At 66.9% G+C, this 20133-nt stretch carries 16 protein-coding genes; 9 read left to right on the top strand and 7 right to left on the bottom strand.

The window, feature by feature from the left end:
* The first annotated feature begins 20 nt into the window (after positions 1-20).
* On the top strand, positions 21-314 hold the full coding sequence (locus P0M04_RS32855; protein ID WP_371877244.1) for a DUF1963 domain-containing protein: 294 nt from the start codon (positions 21-23) through the stop codon (positions 312-314).
* Between the two features lie 226 nt (positions 315-540).
* Positions 541-1302: a meso-2,3-butanediol dehydrogenase gene (budC, locus tag P0M04_RS05960; RefSeq protein WP_259448032.1), complete on the top strand. Its 762-nt coding sequence runs from the start codon at positions 541-543 to the stop codon at positions 1300-1302.
* Here budC and P0M04_RS05955 read toward each other — a convergent pair.
* Both P0M04_RS05955 and P0M04_RS05950 read right to left on the bottom strand, forming a co-directional pair.
* A complete protein-coding gene (locus tag P0M04_RS05955; RefSeq protein WP_259448031.1) occupies positions 1247-4270 on the bottom strand; it encodes a sensor histidine kinase in 3024 nt (1007 codons plus the stop codon). The genes budC and P0M04_RS05955 overlap by 56 nt on opposite strands.
* 65 nt (positions 4271-4335) lie before the next feature.
* A complete protein-coding gene (locus tag P0M04_RS05950; RefSeq protein WP_259448030.1) occupies positions 4336-4764 on the bottom strand; it encodes a peptidase associated/transthyretin-like domain-containing protein in 429 nt (142 codons plus the stop codon).
* A 247-nt stretch (positions 4765-5011) separates the two neighbouring features.
* On the opposite strand from P0M04_RS05950, the gene P0M04_RS05945 reads away from it, so the two are divergent.
* The 3 genes from P0M04_RS05945 to P0M04_RS05935 are packed head-to-tail and all read left to right on the top strand — an operon-like array spanning position 5012 to position 9944.
* Complete coding sequence (locus P0M04_RS05945) at positions 5012-6397, top strand: hypothetical protein (protein ID WP_259448029.1); 1386 nt, start codon at positions 5012-5014, stop codon at positions 6395-6397.
* Positions 6390-7106: a hypothetical protein gene (locus tag P0M04_RS05940; protein ID WP_259448028.1), complete on the top strand. Its 717-nt coding sequence runs from the start codon at positions 6390-6392 to the stop codon at positions 7104-7106. The genes P0M04_RS05945 and P0M04_RS05940 overlap by 8 nt, the downstream gene beginning before the upstream one ends.
* A gap of 9 nt (positions 7107-7115) precedes the next feature.
* Positions 7116-9944, top strand: coding sequence for an ATP-binding protein (locus tag P0M04_RS05935; RefSeq protein WP_259448027.1), 2829 nt, complete (start codon positions 7116-7118; stop codon positions 9942-9944).
* A gap of 8 nt (positions 9945-9952) precedes the next feature.
* On the opposite strand, the gene P0M04_RS05930 is transcribed toward P0M04_RS05935, so the two are convergent.
* From P0M04_RS05930 to P0M04_RS05920, 3 genes are all read right to left on the bottom strand, one after another.
* Positions 9953-10882 (bottom strand): DUF535 family protein, encoded by a 930-nt coding sequence (locus tag P0M04_RS05930; protein ID WP_259448026.1) that lies wholly within the window; start codon positions 10880-10882, stop codon positions 9953-9955.
* Positions 10883-10994: 112 nt separating this feature from the next.
* A complete protein-coding gene (locus tag P0M04_RS05925; protein WP_259448025.1) occupies positions 10995-11507 on the bottom strand; it encodes a CcdC protein domain-containing protein in 513 nt (170 codons plus the stop codon).
* A 10-nt stretch (positions 11508-11517) separates the two neighbouring features.
* On the bottom strand, positions 11518-12030 hold the full coding sequence (locus tag P0M04_RS05920) for a CcdC protein domain-containing protein (RefSeq protein ID WP_259448024.1): 513 nt from the start codon (positions 12028-12030) through the stop codon (positions 11518-11520).
* 104 nt (positions 12031-12134) lie between these two features.
* On the opposite strand from P0M04_RS05920, the gene P0M04_RS05915 reads away from it, so the two are divergent.
* From P0M04_RS05915 to P0M04_RS05900, 4 genes are all read left to right on the top strand, one after another.
* Positions 12135-12323, top strand: a complete 189-nt coding sequence (locus tag P0M04_RS05915; RefSeq protein WP_259448023.1) for a hypothetical protein — start codon at positions 12135-12137, stop codon at positions 12321-12323.
* A 193-nt stretch (positions 12324-12516) separates the two neighbouring features.
* Positions 12517-12840, top strand: a complete 324-nt coding sequence (locus tag P0M04_RS05910) for an ArsR/SmtB family transcription factor (RefSeq protein ID WP_025511203.1) — start codon at positions 12517-12519, stop codon at positions 12838-12840.
* On the top strand, positions 12837-13250 hold the full coding sequence (locus P0M04_RS05905; protein ID WP_258852893.1) for an SRPBCC family protein: 414 nt from the start codon (positions 12837-12839) through the stop codon (positions 13248-13250). Before P0M04_RS05910 ends, P0M04_RS05905 begins: the two co-directional genes overlap by 4 nt.
* A gap of 15 nt (positions 13251-13265) precedes the next feature.
* The gene (locus P0M04_RS05900; RefSeq protein ID WP_259448022.1) at positions 13266-13685 is read left to right on the top strand and encodes a DUF1801 domain-containing protein; all 420 of its coding nucleotides are present in this window, start codon (positions 13266-13268) and stop codon (positions 13683-13685) included.
* Positions 13686-13758: 73 nt separating this feature from the next.
* On the opposite strand, the gene P0M04_RS05895 is transcribed toward P0M04_RS05900, so the two are convergent.
* Both P0M04_RS05895 and P0M04_RS05890 read right to left on the bottom strand, forming a co-directional pair.
* Positions 13759-18231, bottom strand: coding sequence for a translocation/assembly module TamB domain-containing protein (locus P0M04_RS05895; RefSeq protein ID WP_259448021.1), 4473 nt, complete (start codon positions 18229-18231; stop codon positions 13759-13761).
* Complete coding sequence (locus tag P0M04_RS05890; protein WP_259448020.1) at positions 18231-20111, bottom strand: autotransporter assembly complex protein TamA; 1881 nt, start codon at positions 20109-20111, stop codon at positions 18231-18233. The genes P0M04_RS05895 and P0M04_RS05890 overlap by 1 nt, the downstream gene beginning before the upstream one ends.
* Positions 20112-20133 lie beyond the last annotated feature (22 nt).

Below are 20133 nucleotides of genomic sequence, written 5' to 3'. Positions count from 1 at the left end.
GGACGAAATGAAAGCGAATCATGCGAGCAATACCAGCGTTCAAATTAACCCCTGAACCTCTTGATCAGGAGGCTGCCGCCCTCCCACCGTTCAAGTGGGCCGATGCCCACATAGGTAAACGGCACCGTCTTGGAGGGCAGCCCGACTTTATTCAAGCTGACGATGTGCCGACCTGCTCGTGCAACAAGGCCATGTCCTTTTATGCTCAGCTTGACTCGATCAATGATGAGTTCGTGCTCGGGGACTGCGGAATGATTTATGTCTTCGTCTGCTTTGACTGTCTAACGACCAAGTCGGTCCTGCAGTCGTTCTAAACCACGGCGACAGCCGATAGCCAGTGTAGGTCTGCTCTAGGTCAAAAGCGGAAAAGCAAGGCAGCTCGAAATACAGCCTTCGACAGCTCGGTTAAGTACCGAACGACGATACCAACGCGTCTTGTGGCAAACAGTTATTTGCCGACTTGTCTAAAAGTACTGAAAATCCGCATTCGCACGGCTGTGCTATCGTCGCCCCGGGCCGACCGATAGCGAAGAGGACAGGATGAACCGTTTCAAGGATAAAACCGTACTCGTCACAGGCACGGCTTCCGGCATCGGCCTGGCGGCTGCCCGTCGTTTTCTCGAAGAAGGCGCCAACGTCGTCATGCTCGATATCGACGACGCCGGCCTGAAAAAAGCCGCGGCCGGCCTGCCGCAGGACCGCGTGCTCGTGCAGGTCGGCGACACCGCCAGCAAGGAGACCGCGACCGCCGCAGTCAAGGCCGCCGTCGAGCGTTTCGGCGGGCTGCACGTCCTGGTCAACAATGCCGGCGTGGCCACCGAAGGCGACATCATGCAGACGAGCGAAGACGATTTCGCCCACGTCATGGCCGTGAATGTGACCGGTTACTTCCACATGGCCAAGGCGGCGATGCCTGAACTCCTGAAAACACGCGGTTCGATCGTGATGACCTCGTCCGTGTCCGGGCTGGGCGGCGACTGGAATACGTTCGCCTACAACACGTCGAAGGGCGCCGTCAGCAACATGGTGCGCGCGATGGCGCTCGATGCGGGCAAGGACGGCGTGCGGGTGAACGCGGTCAATCCGAGCTTCACGAAGACCGGGATGACCGAGGACATGTTGAAGGATCCCGAGCTGGTGGCCAAGTTCAAGGAACGCATGCCGCTTGGCGCGCCGGAGGATCCGGAAGGCGTCGCCGCCGTGATGGCATTCCTGGCGAGCGACGATGCGCGCCTGATCACGGGCGTCAACTTGCCGGTCGATGCGGGCGTAACCGCTTCCAACGGACAGCCGCCGATGTAAACCACCGCGGCCAGGGCATGCGCCGTCGGCCATCCGCATACGCCAGCGCCGCCTTGATCTCGATCCGCCACGTCGTCCCGGTCCCCGGTGCCGTGTGCAGGACAGCATCGGCATGGATGCCCCGGGCTCGCTCGTCGATGCCGCGCAAGCCCCAATGGCCGCGCTTTGCGCCGGCGCCGGTGTCGAAGCCGCGTCCGTCGTCCCGCACGGTCAGCACCAGAGCGCGCGCGCCATACTCGACGATCACCTCGTGCTGCCCCGCATCCGCATGACGGAAAGCGTTACGCAAGGCTTCGCGTCCGATGGCGCACAGCTCCTGCTCCACGATCGGATGCAGCGCGCGGGCCTCGCCTACGCAACGCAGTGCGAACCGCTGGCCCGGCGCGGCGTCCTGCACGCCCGCCATATGCAGATACTCGTGCAGGGGAGGCACCTTGCGCACGCCGGCGCGCAGGGAGGTGATCTTGTCGCGGCCTTCCTGGATGGCGGACGTGGCATCGCCCAGGCTGCGTCGCAGCGCATCCCCCATGCCGGATTCGGACTCGGGCAGGATCGTCTCCACTTTCATCACGAAGCCCTGGAACGTCTGCAGCACGGTGTCGTGCAGGTCGCGCGCGATGCGTTCGCGCTCTTCCAGCTGCGCGCTCAGGCGCGCGGTGAGCGTGCGGGTCAGGAAGCGCACGCGCAAGCGGTAGCCGAGCCACAGCAGCAGGGCGGCCAGGATGCACGTGACCTTGAACCAGACGGTCTGCACCAGCGTCGGCGCGATGTGCAGGTCGAGCGTCCGTTCACTCACGCTCCACACGCCGCCCTCGTTCATGGCACGCACGCGGAAACGATAGTCGCCCGGGCCCAGTCCCGTATAGGTGGCGCTGCGTTCCGTGCCGGTTTGCCAGGCCCGGTCCACGCCGTCGAGCCGGTAACTGAACACGACGCGTTCTGGGCGGCTCAGCGCGGGCGCGGTGAAGTCGACGCGCAGGCGCGTCGTGCCGGCACGGATGCGGGGCGGCTGCGTGAAGGAGTAGGCGACATCGTCCCCGGTCACCCCCAGCAGCGACGGCTGCGGCGCGGAGCCGTCGAGGCCGCGCCGCGTCGGGGCGACCTCGACGATGCCGTCGGTCGTCGTTACCCACAAGCGGTCGTTCACCATCCGCAGGGACGGCACGTTCGCGGCAGTGCCCGTGTATCCGTCGCGTACGCCCATCAGGGCATAGCGCAGCGGCGCACCGGTCTCCACCGCCCGGCGCCAGTCGCTTGCCTCGACACGCAGCAGGCCGGTGCCGCCGTTGAGCCAGCGGGAACCATCGGCGGCCACGAACAGGCCGGTAACACGCTGCAGCACATCGTCGCGCTGTGCGTGCAGGCGCCGGAACTGCCCCGCATGCATCACGATCACGCCTTGCTCGCCGCACACGACCAGTTCGGGCGCGGCCGACACGCTGGTCGGCTCGCCGATGCCGCCCAGCGCGGCCTGGTCGTATGCCGTGCGCACCCGCCCGCCTTCGAACAGCACGAGGCGCCCATCGGCGAGCGCGCGCCACATCTGGCCGCGGTGTCCCGGGGCGCTGAACACGAATTCGGCCCCCGGCAACTCGACCGGCGGCCTCCAGGCGTGGCCATCCCAGAGCTGGACCGGGACGCCGAATCCGCCGAACCAGACACGTTCGCCGTCGCTGCGTGCCCAGGCGGCCGTCGGCATCGGCCCCGGAAGATCGACATGGGTCTCGACGCCGGCGCGACGCAATGTGATGCCATCTTCCTTCAGGAGCACGACGGTGCCATCCGGTCCGAGCGTGGCGCCCCGATACTTGTCCGGCAGCGGCGTGAGGCGGCGCGCGGCCGGATCGTAGCGCCATCCCCGTTTTTCCTGGGGCGCGACCACCCACACGGTGCCGTCGGTGTCGGGCGCGACATGGAAATCGCCCTTGATCGCCGGCAGTTCCACGGGACGCAAGGTATTGCGGCGGAAGCGTTCCACGCCGGTCGGCGAACCGATCCAGATGTCGCCTTCGCGGTCCTCGAACACGACGCGCGGCGCCAGCGAACCCAATTGGCCGCGCTGGTCGAGCCGGCTCGTCGTCGCCGTGGCCAGGTCGATGGTGTCGCCTGCGCTTTGTCCGGCCGACGCCGCCAGGCAGATGCCGGTCGGGCAACGCAGTGCCCACAGGTTGCCGGCATGGTCGAAGAGGGATGTGCTGCCCGATTCCTGGCCGAGGTAGCGCGACGGCACGGAAACGCCGGCAATCGGGGCCGATACGAGCGCCAGATACCCATCCGCGCCAGCCCAGAGCCGGCCGTCCGGCGACATCCTGAATCCCTGGATGCGTTCCGACTGCCTGCCGTGCGGCTTCCGCAGTTCGGTGGGGATGCAACGGCCGGTGGTCCGGTCGTAGCGGAACAGCTGGTTGTGTTTCGCCTCCCATACCTGTCCGTCGGGGGCGAGCGCCATCACGACATCGACATCGGGGCAGCCCTGCGCCGCGCCGAGCGCCGACCAGCGTCCTTCCTTCAGACGGCGCAAGCCGAACGACGTGGCTACCCAGAGCGACCCGTCGCGATCCGGTTTCACGGCATTCGTCCAGTTGACGGGGCTGTCCTTCGTCGCGGGCGCGAGATGATCGAGCCGGCCGTCCGCACGGAGTACGCTCAGGCCGGGAGCGTCGTAACCGATGTAAAGATCGCCGTTGGGCTGGGCCGCCAGTTCCGAGATCCGGGGGCTCAACAAGTGCGCGCCGTTGGCTGCGGCGAACGGGTAGAAATGGACCCCGTCGAAGCGGTACAGGCCATTCGGCGTGCCCAGCCACAGCCAGCCGTCGGGCGTCTGCGCCATGCGCGTGACCTGCACCGGCGCGCCGTCGCTCGCGGTCCAGATGGAGTGATTGTAGTCCGCAAAAGTCGGCCCATGATCCTGCCCGACAGCCGCATCGCCCAGGACGATGCCAATCAGCGCGCACCACAATCGTCGCATCTGGTCTTTCCGTTTAGTTTCTCCCCGCGGATTATTTCCTATTTTATAAAAAAGGTACAGGCGGCTTAGTCTTGCGGGCCCGGATCATCCGGATTGTCGTTTTCCCAATGCAGCACGATTTCCTTCGGCGTATTCCCGACCTTGACCGTCCGTTTAAAGGTCTTGCCCTCGGCCGCCGCGCTGACGCGATACGTGCCCGGCGGCAGCTTGGCAAAGAACATCGGCCCCGTGTTCGCCGCGGTCACCAGATTCGCGCCCTTGGCATCCGAAATATCGAGCTGGACGTCGGAGCGGTAGGCGCCGCTCTGCTTGGTGGCGAAGGTGAGCAGCAGGTTGTAGTCGGCGCGCTGGGCCTTCATCGCGGCCTGCTCTTCCTCGCCGACGCCGCCATTGACGTAGGTGATGCCGTTCTGCTGCTTCGGGGTGGGTGCCGCCAGGACGACGGCCGGTGTCAGGCAAGTGGCCAGGACGATGGCCGCAAGTGTACGTTGCATGGCATTCCTCCTTGTTGATGATGTAAAGATAACAATGTTCATTATCGCGCTGTCGGGTCGGAAGGGGCGCGCGCCTGATGTTGTCATATTGGCAAGTCAAGCGGCGATTCGATTCCGTTGCATATTCACCAGTTGTGAACCGTACGCGGGCGTTCCGTATTAGTTGCCAAGCCTTAACTGTTATACTGACGCCCCCGCGCCCGTGGTCCAGAAGGCCGCGCGCGACAGCAGACTGGTAAGCCTTACGATGATCGACAACCTGGCAGCAACCGCCGCCGACTCCAATTCCCCAGCGCTAGAAGACCTCGACCCGCTGCAGACGCACTTCCAGGACGGAGTGGCGCCGGACGAGATCGAGCAGGTATATCACCTCAAGCGTGCGCAGCCCATGCTGCAGGCGTTCACCGCGCTGTTCCATGGCTCGCAGGACGGCGTCATCGTGCGCCTGCTCGTGCTGCGCGAACTCGCGTCCGATGCGATGGACTCCGCGTTCTCGCGCGCCGACATCAATACGAAGTTCGCCTACCTGATCCCGGAAAGCCTGGAAACGGTGCTGGGCCGCCTGCGCACGCACGGCCTGCTCGCGTGGGACAACCCGGCCGCCGTCTACCGCATCACGCCGCTGGCGCGCAACGTACTGGCCGCGCTCGACACCCTGCTCGCCCTCGGCAAGCCGGAAGAGGACGAGGCCGAGATGGGCTTCCTGCTGTCCCAGGTGGCCGGTGCGCAGGCCGTCGGCGGCGTCACCGTCGACCAGCTGAAGCACTTGCTGGGCCGCCTCGTCGAGCTGCACGAGGAATTCCGCGATGCGATCGCGTCCGGCTCCGAATTCCGCCTGCGCGCGTCGCAGGCGAAGTGGCACATGGCGTGCGACTGGGTGGAGAAGGGCTCCGTGATCCTGCGCGCCATCACGTCCGACGAGCGCGCCGACTCGGCCACGCACCGCGCCGCGCAGGCGATCGGCCGCGCGCAGTCGCAGCTCCTGAACATGCAGGGCATGTTCTCGCGCGCGCTGAACCAGATCGAACGCCAGCGCGTGCACCTGGGCCAGTCCGGCCTGTCGACGACCGACATCAAGCGCTGGCTGCTCGCGCACGACGACCTCGCGAGCCTGGCGGAAGAGGCGATCGACCGTCCGGTCGTCCCGCTGTTCACGACGCCGGCCGAGATGATCGACGTGGCCGAGACGGAACTCATGATGGAGCGCGTGGCGAACGTGGCGCCGACCGGCCTGCCGAGCGGCGAGGACGCGGCGATGACCATCAACGACAACCCGGCGATGCAGGCGGAACTGGACGACTGGATCAGCCGCCTCGCCGATTTCGCCAACCTGGACAACTTCCCCATCATGGCCGAAGGCGCGCCGAAGAGCGTGCCGATCGAGGAGTCGCTGCTGCCGGCCAGCTTTGCCATCGCATCGTACCGTGCCTCGCTGCTGCCGCTGCTGGGCGATCCGGCCGAAGCCAACCTGCAGGGCCCGACCGCCGCACTGGCGCGCCTGCCCGTGCGCTTCGACTCCGCCGACGAACTGGTGCCGCTGGACGATCCGCACATCGCGGCCATCTCGCGCGCGACCCTCTCACTGAATCTCGATCTACCGAGCACCCCGGAAAGCAAGACGCAAGATGAATGACGACGCCCAAATCCTGATCGCGCGACTGCTCACGCACCAGACCCTGCGCCGCGACGACAAGATGGTCAAGCGCGCGCTGTCCGACGACCAGTTCCGCGCCGAGATCGACAAGCGCCTGCTCGAATGCGGCCTGAAACTCCTCGACAACGTGTACGCGGACCACGTCACGCTGGCCCTGCACCGCAACGTCGAACCGAAGATCTTCGGCGCCAAGGACATCTGGCAGAACAATAACTTCGGCCTCACGCGCGACGGCGTGGCGCTGCTCGTCGTGCTGTGGGCGCAGATCATCCTGCCCAAGCGCCAGCGCCAGGAAACCCACCAGGCCATCGACGTCGACCAGTCCGACATGTTCGACAAGGACAACCCGATCCCGCGCGCGGAAGACACGTCGATCGGCATCTCGTACACCGCGCTGCTCGCGGACTTCGGCGAGAAGCTGGGCAAGAAGACGCGCATGGACATGAACCTCGGCCTGCTGTCTAAGCTCGGCTTCATCGAGCGCCGCGGCGACGTGATCCTGGAAGGTCCGCTGCTGGACCTGCTGATGGATACCGACGTCCTGAAGGAACGCATCATCAACGGCGCGCTGGCCGACGTGTTCAAGCGCGCACCGCTGGCGGCCGCACCGCGCCGCCACGTCAGCGAGGCCGCGAACGACGAGCCGGCCCTCGACCCGGCTACCGATACCGACACGCCCCAAGCTTAAGAGGCACGCATGTTCCACATTAAATCCCTCGAGCTGGTCCACTGGGACTACTGGCAGCGCATCAAGAACATCCCGCTCGACGCCAAGATCATCACCATCGCCGGCCAGAACGGCTCCGGCAAGACGACGCTGCTCGACGCCCTGCGCACGCTGTTCGGCCTCGATTGCTCGATGGGCCGCACCTATAAACACTATGCGCGCCACTCGGGCCAGCAGAGCGCCTGGTTGCGCGCCGTCGTCGACAACAAGCCGTCCGGCCGCCAGCTGTCGAACCGCCCGTTCCGCCATTCCGGTTTCTTCAGCGACGACGAAGTCACGCTGTTCTGCCAGGTGCAGAAGAACGGCGGCGACTGGAAGCGCCAGTACCTCATGCGGCCGGGGAACATCCAGATCGAGGAAGTGACGGAAGCGACCGACTGGCTCGGCGTCGAAAACTACCGCAAGCGCCTCGCGTCGGCCGGCCTGTCGCCGGCGATGTCGAAGGTGCTCGCGCTGGAGCAGGGCGAGACGGATAAACTGTGCGAATACGCGCCGCGCCAGCTGCTGGACCTCGTGTTCCAGGTGTTCGGCGACAAGGAAGTGCTGGACGCGTACGACGAGGCCAAGCGCCACCAGCGCGACACCGAATCGGAGCTGAAGCGCTTCGAGGCCGAGCTGGAGACGTCGCGCATCAACCTCGAAGGCCTGCGCCTGCGCGTGGCGAACTACCACCAGTGGGAAGACCTCAACAAGGAGCGCCGCGCCCTCGTCGAGGAAGTGCTGCCGAGCCTCGAATACCACGAGGCGCGCGAAAAGGCCGCGAACGTCAGTCGCGCGCTGCGCGAGGCGAAGAAGCCGCTGATGCAGGCCGACAGCCTGCTCACCGAAAAGCGCAATGCGCTCGCCGCGCAGCAGCGCGCGCTGACGGAAGCGCAGCAGCAGGAAGTCAAGCTCGAACAGGAAGCGAACGAGTTGGCCACCCGCCTCACGCAGGTGAACGCGAAACTGAAGCCGCTGGAAAGCCTGCTCGAGCAGAAGGAACGCCTGAACAAGCTGGCGGCGGACGCCGGCGCCGACATCGCGGAAGTCGCGACCCAGCTCGAAGCGAAGGAAGCGGAACTCGCGAAGAAGAAGGCCGAGCGCGAAGCGCTGGCCACTAAAATCGCGGGCGAGCTGGCGACGATCTCCGCGCTGCAGGGCAAGACGACGATGCCGGAGCCGGAAGCCCAGCGCCAGATGCGCCGCGCGCTGCGCGATGCGGGCATCCCGCACGCCATGCTGTCGGATATCGTCGAAGTGACGGATCCGAAGTGGCAGGGGGCCGTCGAAGGCGTGCTGGGTGGCTACGCATCCGTCGTGCTGCTGGAGCGTGCGAAGGACGCGCCGGCCGCCTACAAGCTGGCGGAGAAGGAGCGCTATCGCCACTTCATCGTGCCGGACTGCGTCGACGCGCCGGTGGTCAAGGACGATACCCTGCTGTCCGTCGTGCGTTTCAGCTCGAAGGCGCCGGCCTGGCTGATCGACCAGCTGGAACGCATCGAGCGCGTGGATTCCGTCGACGCCGGTTTCAAGAGCGACGCCGACGAATGGATCACGCCGGACGCCTACCACCGCGAACGCCGCGGCGGCCGCTCGCTGTTCGTCGAGCCGTCGCGCTACCGCTTCGGCGCCGCCGGCAAGACGCAGCGCCTGGAAGCCATCCAGAAGTCGCTGCCGTCGCTGGAAGCGCAGGAAGACACCTTGACGCTCGCGATCAGCAAGCTCGCGGCGGAAGTGTCCGCGCTGCGCGTGCGCATCGCCGGCGTGGACGCCGCCAAGGAACTCTCCGCGCGCCAGGCCGAATTCGAGGAAGCGACCCGTGCGCTGGAACCGCTGAAGGCCGAGCGCCTGCAGGTCGGTGCGCGCCTGGGCGAGCTGCAGGTGCTGATCAAGAACGCGACGGTCACGCGCACGCGCGCCGACACCGTCTGGCAGAACGCCCGCATGGCGCTGTCGGAGGCGGAAGCGGGCATGCGCCTGAACAACCGCCGCGTGATCGAGCAGCGCAGCGAGCACGCGCGCGAGCTGCTCACGTTGCGCCGCTCGTGGCGCCACGTGCCGAAGTCGTGGCGCAGCGCGCAGCAGCGTGCCGCATTGGTCGCGACGCACCAGAACGCGCACCAGGTCAAGCTGCGCATGAATTCCCTGGACGCGTCGCTCGCGCGCGGCGACTGGGAACAGGACCCGACCGTCATCGACCAGTACGCGCGCCTGAACGACCAGCTGTCCGGCCGCCAGGTGGAGACGGAAGAGCGCCGCTACCAGAACAACCGCGCGATCGAGGCGACGGACAACGCGCGCGGCGCCTACATCGAGCGCCTGCGCTACACGATCAAGACCTACTCGAAGAACATCCGCGAACTGGGCGAGCTGGCGAACATCGACGTGTCGGTCGATCCGGTCCGGCTGGAGAACGACGACGTGCAGCTGGCGCAAGCCGGCCTGCACGTGCGCTTCAAGTTCGACGGCAAGGGCCAGATCGGCATGAACGACGGCGAGGCGTCGGGTGGCCAGCAGGTCATGAAATCGCTCGTGCTGCTGATCGGCCTGCTGAAATCGGAAGAGGGTTCCGGCGGCTTCGTGTTCATCGACGAACCGTTTGCCCACCTGGACATCCGCAACATCCAGCTGGTCGGCGAGTTCCTGAAAAACACCGACGCGCAATACCTCATGACGACGCCGCTGACGCACAACACGGACGTCTACGATCCTTCCGACCTCACGCTCATCACGAGCAAGAAAAAGAAGGACACGCAGTGGGCGCAGCCGATCTTCGTGCTGCAGAGACGGCGCGAGGGCGAAGAGGCGCAGGCGGCCTGATCACATTGTCATGATGGCTGCAACGGCCGGCGTTCCTGTGGACGCCGGCCGTTTTGTTTGTGTGCCTGCGGCGCCGCCACATGGCGCGACAGCACCTCGCGCGCCGCTGCGCCGATGCCCTGCCAGTACGCGCGCCGCAGCGCCGCCCGCTTGCGGTGTTTCGACGGTATCGCGGCCAGCGGTTTGCCCTCCAACGGCAGGGCAATGTGCCACGCGCGGCCCGGCATCCCGGTGCCGCCGAGGTTGCGCCATACGCCGTCATAGGCGGTGGCGAAATGCTTGTCGTCGGCAGGCAGATAGGCGCAATGCCAGGCCGACTTGACGGCCACCACGTGATCCATGCCCAGCGCCTGCGCGATGCCCTGCAGCGCGGCGTAGCAGAAAAAGCCGGGCGTCGCGACCAGCGGGGAGTTGGGCGGGAAGGCGCGCCGGAACGCGTCGACGGCGTCGGTCTCGTCGGCGCGGTGGCCCTGGTTGCGGGCGATGAACGGCAGGATGCCGGCCGCGCCGAATCCGGCGAGGCCGGCGAAACGCTCGTCGACCCAGCTGAACGACAGGCGGTGCATGCGCCTGCCGTTCGCCAGCAAGGTCAAGGTGAGATCCCCTTCCGCGTTCAGGTGCTGCGCCATGCCGAGGCGGACCTCGACCTTGCTGCCGTCCGCCTCGTGCTGCCACAGCACGAGCCCGCCGTCGCGGTAGACGGCGTGCTTGTAGGCAGCATCGAACATGGCGTCCTCGAAGCGGTAATGCGTCAGCACGCAGCGCGCGCGCTGGCGCAGCGACAACCCCCTGGCGAGATAGTTGCCGTGACTCAGGTGGTGGAACACGTCGTCGTGCGTCGGCGTCACGTAGTTGCGGTAGACGTCCATGGCGAGCAATTCGACATGGGCGCGGTGGCACCGGGCCAGCCAGTGGCGGGCAAGGAAGGCGAAGACCATGCGTGCTCCAGGTGGATGACTGGAGTCACGACACGGTTGTCAATACATCAAGTGGCCCCGGAGGCTATTCTCCGCAGGGCTATGCGTGACGCATTGGACTGCATCAAGTGAATCACGTGTTGCCGATTTCCTTGCGCATGCGCTGGCGCCAGCGCATCAGGGCAGCGGAGAACGTGGCGAAATAGGCGGCCGTCAAGCCCAGGCACAGCATCGTGACGGGACTGTCCGTGAAGCGCGGATTCGGGCGGTTGCTGCCCTGGTTCATGTAGATTTCGATGCCGAGGTAGACCACGCGCGCCACCAGCACCATGGCGACGAGGATGCCCATGCGCGACGGCGGCGTGAAGAAATAGCCTTCGGGCGTGTCCTCGAACCGGGTGCGGCGCAGGCCGTAGGAGCCCAGCGCCATGCCGGCGATGGCGCCGGCGGCCAGTGCGGCCAGCTGGAACGGGCGGTCGATGAGCTCGGATCCCGGGATGAGGATCATGACGACGAACACGAACAGGCCCGTGTAGTGGCGCGACAGGATCGAGCGCTGCCGGGTCATCTGGTTTTTCAGGCGCGAGTAGATGCGCCAGATGAGCAGGGGAACGAGGGCGATAAGGGCGAGGGTGGTCAGACTCATGCGGTGCAGTTCAAGGTGAAACAGGTGAAACGGATGCGGTGCGCTTGCGCCAGGACAGCAGGCCGAACGCGTAGCTCATGTAATAGCCGGCCAGCACGCCGAAGATGACGAGGGTCAGCGGGCTCGACACGAACTCGTGATGGGCCAGCGACCCCAGCACGAAGAACTCGTATCCGCGCCACGCCATGCGGGTCATGAACAGCAGGGCCACCCCAAGGCCGATCGGCGCGTGCGGGGTGAAGAAGAAGTCGGCGCCGACCTGTTCGAAGCGCGTTTTGCCGATTGCGATGCGCCCCAGCACGGCGCCCACCGGCAGCCCGGCCGCGAGACCCGCGAGCGCGAACGGATTTGTCCTGATGCTGAAGGCGGCCAGGACCAGCAGCAGGATCGGGAAGAACACGAGCGTCGTGCGGTGACGCCACGTCTTCGAACGCTGGCGGGTCGTCAGGCGCTTGATGCGGCTGTACATGCGCCACAGCACGAGCGGCGCGAGCACGGCGGCAACGACGGGAGTCGGCAACATGGGATTCCTCGAAACTTTCTGTCGAATCCGCCATTGTAATCCAGGCGCGCGTCGGCCAACCGCTGCCCATGGTAATGTTTTGGCATCTTTAGCAGGAGTCTTACATGATCTTAGACATGACCGCGAGGCGGCATCCAATCGGGCAGCACGCGCACCGGGCGCCCGATCCCGCACCCATCGAGGAACCGCCGCCCGACCCGTTCGAGCCCGCCGACCCGCACCAGCCGCCCATCCGCACGCCGCAGAACGACGAGCCGCCTGTCGATCCGAACCCCAGCGTAACGCTCCACTAGGCCGGCAGCGACGCACGTCCGGATGCGCCGCCAGGCCGCAACGGACGATTCGGCATGTGGTCGTTATCGCGTGCATCACATCGCTCGTCTCCGGTGCCGTAGCGCGCCCGGACACCCCTCAATAAAAAGTGCTTGACCAACCTATAACCGGATGGCTATGATTTAATTCATAGCCAGCCGGTTATTAATTGCCATGACAGACACCCACGATATTCTTTTCCGGACACTCGGCGACCCGACACGGCGCGCCATTTTCGAATCGCTGTGCCGTGACGGCGAGCAGACGGTCGGGGCCCTCACGGCCCGGGCCGGCATCTCGCAGCCGGCCGTGTCCAAGCACCTGGGACTGTTGAAGCAGGCCGGGCTCGTGCGCGATCGGCATGAAGGACGCCAGACGCACTACACCGCCCAGCTGCAGGCATTGGCGCCGCTGGCCGACTGGACGAACCAAATGGCCCGGTTCTGGGAGAGCCGGTTCGATGACCTGGAAGACCTGTTAAAAAGGATGGACCAATGAACGATACCTCGCTCCACACGCGCACCGTCACCGTCGAACGCGAATTCGCGCATCCGCCGGAAAAGCTCTGGCGCGCGCTCACGCAGCCGCACCTGATCGAAGCGTGGCTCATGAAGAACGATTTCGTGCCCGCCCTGCATCACCGCTTCAAGCTCAGCGCCGACTGGGGCGCCGTCGAGTGCGAGGTGCTGGAGATCGAACCGAACCGTTCCCTGTCGTACACTTGGGCGGCGATGGGCCTGGACAGCGTCGTCACCTGGACCCTGACCCCGGCCGGCGCGGGCACGCACCTGAAAATGGAACAGACCGGCTTCCAGCCCGGCCAGGATGCGGCCTACAATGGTGCCAAGTACGGCTGGAACAAATTCACGGCCGCCCTCGACGAGGTGCTGGCGAAGCTCGACGACTAAGCTGAAGGAGGCGAGATGAAGCAGGAGAATTCGTCCGCGGACCTGCCGGCGTCCGCACTGATCGACCGCCGCATCGCCGACCTGGGCGACTGGCGCGGCGCGGCGCTGGCGAAGGTGCGCGCCCTGATCCACGAAGCGGTGCCCGGCGTCGTGGAAGAGTGGAAGTGGATGGGGACGCCCGTGTGGTCCAGCGGCGGGATTCTCTGCACGGGCGAGTCGTACAAGTCGCACGTGAAGCTGACCTTCCTGAAGGGCGCGTCGCTGGACGACCCGTCCGGCCTGTTCAACTCCAGCCTGGACGGCAACGCCCGGCGCGCCATCGACATCCACGAAGGCGAGGAGTTAGACCCGGCCGCGTTCCGTGCGCTCATCCGCGCGGCGGCCGCCTTGAATGCGGCCAAGGCAAAGCCGAAGCGCTCGAAGGCAATTGCCTGAAACCGGGGTCAGAGCCCCGTTTTTGGAAATATCGCGCTAGCTATTGCCAATATTCGGGCTCTGACCCCGGTGTTCAATCAAATGCCCAGGAGTACAGCACGTCCAAGGCCGTGTTGGTGCCCGTCTGCAACTGCAGGGTGATGCGCGGGTTGATCTTGTAGCGCACCCGCACGACGCTCGATGCCGTCGCGGCGCCCTGTTCGAAGCTCAGGTACAGGCGCGACGAGATGCGCTTGCCGACCGTGACCACCGTGTTTTCCAGGCCGGACGCCTGGCCCGCGCCCTGGCGCACGCCCAGTTCGTCCACGCCCAGCGAGTTCGCCAGCTTGCTCGTGATGCCGCCCGTGCCGCCTTTGCCGCCCAGCAGGGCGCCGGCGGCGGCGCTCAGCACGTCGGCTTCGTTGCCCGTCGTCGCTTCCATGCCGTGGCCCAGTACGAGCCACGACAGTTTGTCGCTGTCGGACACGTTCGGCGTCGACACGAGCTTCGCCGTCGGCGCCAGCGCCGTGCCGCGCACCTGCACGCCCGCCTCGACGTTCGTTTCGCTCACCTGCTCGCCGTCGGGACGCTTGCGCACGGCCAGGATGTCCAGCGACGGGTTGTCGTACGGGCCGCTGAACGTGATCACGCCGCGGTCGATCGTCAGGCGCTGGCCGTACGCGGCATACGTGCCGCTGACGGTGCGCACGGTGCCGTTGATGCGCGGCGCGCGGTCGCCCACCTTCAGCACGTGCACGTTGCCAGCCAGGTAGGCGTCGGCGCCCATGCCGCGCAGGTGGAAGTCGTCGCCCAGGTCGGCCGTCAGGTCGATCGTCAGCGGCACCGCCGTTTCCTTCTTCGCCGTCGCCGGCGCCGCATTGCCGCGGCCCAGGACAATGACGTCGTCCGAGATCGTCGGGCGGTCCTGCGGCGCCAGTTCGACGAGGGCGCGGTCGGCCTTGAAGTTGCCTTCGACCCGGAACTGGCGCGCGTCGCGCACGACGCTGGCCTGGCCGCTCAGGACGACGGTGCGGTCCGGACGCGACAGCGCTTCCAGCTTGTCCGCGACGAGTTTCAAATTCATCGTCGCCTCGCCGCCGGCAAAGCGCACGAAGCCGTCCGCCGTCGCGCGGCCGCTGTTGCCTTCCAGCGTCAGGCGTTGCAATTGCAGCTGGTCGCCGGCGAGCTGCGCGCGCAGCTGGCCGTTGCGCAGGCGGACACCCTGGTCCGGCCAGCGCACGGCGAGGCCGTCGCCTTCGATGCCGCCGGAAAGCAGAGGCGCGCCGACAGTGCCGGTGCCGTTGATCGCGAGGCGCAGCGCGCCGTCCACTTCCAGGCCCGGCTGGCCGAGCAGCGGCGACACCCACGACAGCGACGCGAGGTTCGCATTCGCCGTCAGTTTCAACGGGCTGTCGTTGTCGACGCGGCCCTGCAGGAGCTGGGCGGTGGCGTCCACATTGGCCGTGCCGATGCGCGTGCCGTCCAGCGCGAGCTGGCTGCGCAGCGCGCCGCCGGCGACGTCCGCGCGCAGGTCAAGCTGGCGCAGTCCCAGCGCGATCGGCGAGATGTCGCCCGCGATCAGATCTCCCTTTTCGCGGAACACGTGCACGTTGCCCGCGAGCTGAGGCACGGCGCCGGTTGCGGTGGGCGCACGCAGGTCGATCGCCCATTGTGCGCCGAGCGTCAAATCGCCGCGCACGTTCTGGCGCATGGCGTCCGACGCTTGCGCCAGATAGTTCATCGGTACGCCGGTGGCGCTGCCGCGCGTGTTCCAGCGCGGACCGATCTTCGCGAGCGAGTCGATCGTGACGGAGCCCGCCGGCAGCCGGATCGTCGCACCGCTGAGGGCGATCTGCTCCGGTTTCGCCAGGCCCGCGAGACCGCTGCCGGGCGCGCCCGCAATGCGCAAGGGCGTCGGCGCGGCGAGCGTCAGCGCATAGCGGCCGCTGTTCTTCAGCGCGTCGACGGTGCCGTTCCACGTGTTGCCTGTCAGGCCGCCGTGCACGGCCAGCGCGGCATCGAAGCTATCGCCGCGTGCGGCGGCCTGGATCGTGTGCGCGCCGCGCGTGCCCGTCGACGCTAGGTGCGCGGACGCGATCTTCGTTTCGTTGACGTTGCCCAGCTTATCGGTCGTCGTGCTCGCGTAATCCGTCACCGACACGTCCAGCGCGAGCGGATCGGCGGCGCCGCGGCCCGAGCCCAGGTTCGCGCTGGCCTTCAACGCCTTGACCGATTGCGTGCCCATCACGCGGATGTTCTGGCCTTCGATGGCGGCCGTCAGCGACGGCGTGTCCATCGTGCCTGACAGGGTGCCGGACCCGCTCAGCGCACCGGCGAAGTCCGGGCCGAGCGCGGCCAGTTGCGGTGCATCGATGCGCCAGTTCAGCGTGTCGCGCCCGCTGCCGAACGCGCCCTTCGCCGCGACGACGTTGCCGCCCAGGTGCAGGTCGACGTCGGCGTTCGACACGTGGCGCTTGTCCGCCGCGAGCTTCGCGTGACCCCACAGCGGCGATTTCGACAAGGTCGAATCCTGCAGCGCCAGGTCGATGGCGCCGCCCATGTTCGCGCCCGTGCGGCCGCTGGCCGTGAAGCCGCCGTTGATGCTGCCGGCCAGCGGCGAGCCGAAGGCGGCCGGGTTCAGGCGCTGCATGTCGCCCTTGGCCGTGACCTCGACGATGCGCGCGCCTTCCTTGCCGGACAGCCAGGCCTCGCCGCTCGCATGCACGGACCCATTGTCGTTCTTCTTTTCGCGCGGCACCCAGCCGAGGTTGCGCGCGTCGACTTCGAACGTCGTGCGCGGCGCTTCCATCGTCCCGGTGACGACGCCGCTCGCGAGCACGGCGCCATACAGGTCGCTGCGCAGTGCCGAGAGCTGCTTGCCGTCGACCTTCCACGTCAGCCGTTCGCCCGGCTTGCCGAACGCGCCGCGCAAATCGACCGTGTTCTGGCCCAGCGCCAGCGTCGCATCGACGTCGTGCACGTGCGTGGCGTCCGCATCGAGCTTGCCGCGGCCCGACAGCGGCTGGTCGAACAGCCGGCTCGGACGCACGGCGAAATCGGCCGCGACCTTCCACTGCGGGGCGAGCGCGCCGGCCGCGTTGATCTCGGCATTGATGTCGGCCTGCGGGAACTTGCCGAAATCCGCCGGATTGAATTTACTGACGACGGCATTGGCCTTGAACGGCTTGTTGTCCTTGAGGTTTGCATTGCCCGTGATGCGCACGCTGCTCTTGCCGGCAGAGAGGCGCGCGTCGCGCACCGTGAGCACGTCGCCGGCCAGTGCGGCTTGCGCGGCGAGGCGCAGGCCGGCGTCCGACAGGTTGACGTCCAGCGTCTGCGTGTCCTTCGTGTTGGCGACCTTGATATCGCCCGCGATCTGCGTCGGCTTCATGCTGCCGTGGACCTGCTTCAGGTCGAAGCGGTCCGTGTGCAGCGCGAATTCCGCCGTGCCGAGGCCTGTTTCGTCGGGACCGCGCTGGACGCTGCCGCTGCCCGTGAAACGGCCGGCGCTGCCCACGTCGATCAGCACGTCCGTGATGCGCATGGCGGTGAGGCTGCCGCCCAGTTGGCCGCGCATCGCCCGCAGCGGCAGGCGTTGCTGGTCGAGCGTGCCGACGGCGCCGTCGTTCGTCAGGTTGACGGAACCCGCGATATTGCGGTTCGGGTCGAGCCGGACCGACACGGCCAGGTTCAGGTCTGCGCTGGGCAGGGTCGGGTTGAAGAAGCCGGGGTCGATGTTGTGCGCATCGAGCGTGAACGCCTGCAGCGGGATGTCCGCGAACGGCGACATCACGATCTGCGCCTTGCCCTGTGCGCGCGCGGCCTGGCCGGTGGCGTCGATGACGGTTTTTTGCAGATCGCCCGACGCGTGCAGCTTCAGCTGCGCACCCAGGCTCGGTGGCGCCTCGGCCTGCGCCGGTGCCGCCGGCTGCGACTGCGTCAGGCTCGCATCCGCATCCAGTTTATACGGCAGCGTGTTGGCGATGCTGCCCTTGGCTGCCACCTGGCCCCACGGCGTGTTCGCGGACGCGTAGTCCAGCTTCCACTGCGCCTTGTCGCCGTGCAGGCGCGCGCGGATGTCGTCGATTTCCGTCGTCGCGCCCTTGTTCACGAAGACGGCCTTCGCGAGGCGCGCATCCTCCACCGCAATCTTGAAAGGCGGCGCGAGCCGCGTGGGCATCGTCGTCGGTTCCGTCGATTCCTTCAGCGTCTCCACGCGCACCACGCGGGCGTACAGCTTGTCGATTTCCACGCCGCGCGACAGGTATTGCCAGGGCTTCCAGTCGATGTCGATGTCGTCCGCGGTCGTGACGGACGTCTCGGTGCGGAACACGACGTGGCCGATGTGCATGTGGCCGTACAGCGAGCCGGAGACGCCGGACAGGGTCAGCTTGCCGCCGCTGGCGTTGGCGACGCGCTGGGCGATCATCTGCAGCGTGGTCTCGCGGCCCAGGTACCAGACGGCGCCGCCCAGCACGACGCCGACGACGACCACGCCGATGCCGACGCGGCGCGGCCAGCGGCGCACTGGGACAGGGGCTTGGGGCGTTTGTTGATCGGCTTCCATCAGAACGTGAATCCCAGTGAGAAATGCAGGCGGACTTTATGCACCGCCTTGCCGTAGGCGACGTCGACGTTGATCGGGCCGACGGGGCTGCGCCAGCGCGCACCGACGCCGTAGCCGACCTTCGGTTTCAGGTCGGAGAAGTTGTCGCCCGCGTTGCCGACGTCGTAGAACACGGCCGCGCCCCACGGCGGCTTGAACCAGTAATCGTATTCGGCGCTGCCGGTGAGCAGGTAGCGGCCGCCCGTGATGGCGGAACCGACCGGCACGCCCAGCTGCTGGTAGCCGTAGCCGCGCACGGACTGGTCGCCGCCGGCGCGGAACAGGAACGTCGATGGCACGCCGTTCTTGTCCTTCGAGCCGACCGCGCCGAATTCGCCGCGCACGATCAAGGTGCCGGCGTCGCCGACCGGCTTGTAGGCGAGGGCGCGCGTGTAGAGGCGCACGAATTTCTCGTCCGTCAGCACGGGCAGGAAGGCGCCGCCGATCTGCGCGTTGACGATGTAGCCGCGCGACGGCTGCACGAGGCTGTCCAGCTTGCGCTTCGTGATCGAGAACGTCAGCGGCACGCTCTTTACACGCGTCGTCGGCAGGTCGTCGATGGTCACCTGTTCGGTCAGCGCTTCCAGCGTGAGCGTCTTTTCCAGCAGCGGCGAGCCCCACGCGCGCTTGGCGTGGATACTCGTCGTGCGCGTGATCTGGCCGTTGGCGTCCAGGCGGTCGTAGCCCGCGCCGAAGCTGTTGTTGTAGCCGCCCGTCGTCGTCGGCAGGTAGAAATCGGCCTTGGCCGCCTGGTGCTTTTGTTCGTACAGCACGTTGCTCTTCATGCGCTTGCCGAACACGTTCAGGTCGTCGTACTCCGCCTGCGCGCGGGCGCCCGTGTTGGTCGAGAAACCGACGCCGAGCGCCACGTTCTTGCGCTTGTTCTCCGTGACGCGCACGAGCACAGGCAACGTGGCGGGGCCGCTCGGCGGCTGCGGCGTCGCACCCTCGTTTTCCTTCAGGTCCTGCACCTGCGACGCGATCACGGACGACATGTCGGCGCTCACTTCTACGCTGGCGAAATAGCCCGTGTCCTGCAGGCGGCCCTGCAGCGCCTGCAGCGCGGCCTCGTTGTATTCGTCGCCGGGGCGGATCGTGTTCAGGTTCGTGACCACGCTGGCCGGATAGCGCTGCAGGCCCTCGATCTTGAGACCGCCGAAGCGCGCGTCCGGGCCGCTGTCGATGACGACCTTGAGCAGCGCGCGGTGCGTGTCCGGATCGACGGTGGCGGAAGAATCGAGCAGTTGCGCGCGCGGGAAGCGCGACTGCGCCACCTGACGCACGAGGCCGCGCTTGGCCGCCTCCCAGTCGGCCGTGCGGAAGCGCGCGCCGACGGGCAGGGTCCAGCGGTTACGGAGGGCGGCCGCGTCGATGGGAGCGCTGCCCTTGTCGAACGGGACGAAGCCGCGCAGTTCGATATCGACGTCGCCCACGACGACCGGCTCGCCCGGCTCGACGTCGACGAGTGCGCGCGGCTTGGCACCCGATGTGTCGAGGTCGGCGGACACCTTCGGCGTGTAATAGCCTTCGGTGGCGACGAGGGTCTTGATCTGCTCGGGCGTCGTGCGCACGAGACGCAGCAGTTGTTCCATGTCGAGGCGCGGGTTGCCGCGCCAGCGCATCAGGTCGAGGTTATTCTCCAGCAGGTCGCGCAACTGGCGCGGCGCATCGATGCGCACGTCGTAATCGATGGCCCGGGATGGCGCCTCGGGAGGCGGCTGATCCTGCGCGGCCGCGACCGGGACGAGGAGCAGCGCGTTCACGGCCAGCACGATTTGTGCCAAAATTCGTGGTCGCGCCGGCGCCATCGCCGTGCATGGGTCGGGTCGTGCGGAAATCATGTCGCTCCATTCGTCAATATGC

Source organism: Telluria mixta, assembly GCF_029223865.1.
Classification (GTDB): Bacteria; Pseudomonadota; Gammaproteobacteria; order Burkholderiales; family Burkholderiaceae_D; genus Telluria; species Telluria mixta.
The sequence above is the reverse complement of the archived record's forward strand: the minus strand, read 5'-3'. Positions and strand labels throughout refer to the sequence as shown.

What these genes read in the sequence shown, in the direction of transcription:
- P0M04_RS32855 (WP_371877244.1), top strand. Translation starts at nt 21, where the DNA reads ATGCGAGCAATACCAGCGTTCAAATTAACCCCTGAACCTCTTGATCAG.
- budC (WP_259448032.1), top strand. Translation starts at nt 541, where the DNA reads ATGAACCGTTTCAAGGATAAAACCGTACTCGTCACAGGCACGGCTTCC.
- P0M04_RS05955 (WP_259448031.1), bottom strand. Translation starts at nt 4,270, where the DNA reads ATGCGACGATTGTGGTGCGCGCTGATTGGCATCGTCCTGGGCGATGCG.
- P0M04_RS05950 (WP_259448030.1), bottom strand. Translation starts at nt 4,764, where the DNA reads ATGCAACGTACACTTGCGGCCATCGTCCTGGCCACTTGCCTGACACCG.
- P0M04_RS05945 (WP_259448029.1), top strand. Translation starts at nt 5,012, where the DNA reads ATGATCGACAACCTGGCAGCAACCGCCGCCGACTCCAATTCCCCAGCG.
- P0M04_RS05940 (WP_259448028.1), top strand. Translation starts at nt 6,390, where the DNA reads ATGAATGACGACGCCCAAATCCTGATCGCGCGACTGCTCACGCACCAG.
- P0M04_RS05935 (WP_259448027.1), top strand. Translation starts at nt 7,116, where the DNA reads ATGTTCCACATTAAATCCCTCGAGCTGGTCCACTGGGACTACTGGCAG.
- P0M04_RS05930 (WP_259448026.1), bottom strand. Translation starts at nt 10,882, where the DNA reads ATGGTCTTCGCCTTCCTTGCCCGCCACTGGCTGGCCCGGTGCCACCGC.
- P0M04_RS05925 (WP_259448025.1), bottom strand. Translation starts at nt 11,507, where the DNA reads ATGAGTCTGACCACCCTCGCCCTTATCGCCCTCGTTCCCCTGCTCATC.
- P0M04_RS05920 (WP_259448024.1), bottom strand. Translation starts at nt 12,030, where the DNA reads ATGTTGCCGACTCCCGTCGTTGCCGCCGTGCTCGCGCCGCTCGTGCTG.
- P0M04_RS05915 (WP_259448023.1), top strand. Translation starts at nt 12,135, where the DNA reads ATGATCTTAGACATGACCGCGAGGCGGCATCCAATCGGGCAGCACGCG.
- P0M04_RS05910 (WP_025511203.1), top strand. Translation starts at nt 12,517, where the DNA reads ATGACAGACACCCACGATATTCTTTTCCGGACACTCGGCGACCCGACA.
- P0M04_RS05905 (WP_258852893.1), top strand. Translation starts at nt 12,837, where the DNA reads ATGAACGATACCTCGCTCCACACGCGCACCGTCACCGTCGAACGCGAA.
- P0M04_RS05900 (WP_259448022.1), top strand. Translation starts at nt 13,266, where the DNA reads ATGAAGCAGGAGAATTCGTCCGCGGACCTGCCGGCGTCCGCACTGATC.
- P0M04_RS05895 (WP_259448021.1), bottom strand. Translation starts at nt 18,231, where the DNA reads ATGGAAGCCGATCAACAAACGCCCCAAGCCCCTGTCCCAGTGCGCCGC.
- P0M04_RS05890 (WP_259448020.1), bottom strand. Translation starts at nt 20,111, where the DNA reads ATGATTTCCGCACGACCCGACCCATGCACGGCGATGGCGCCGGCGCGA.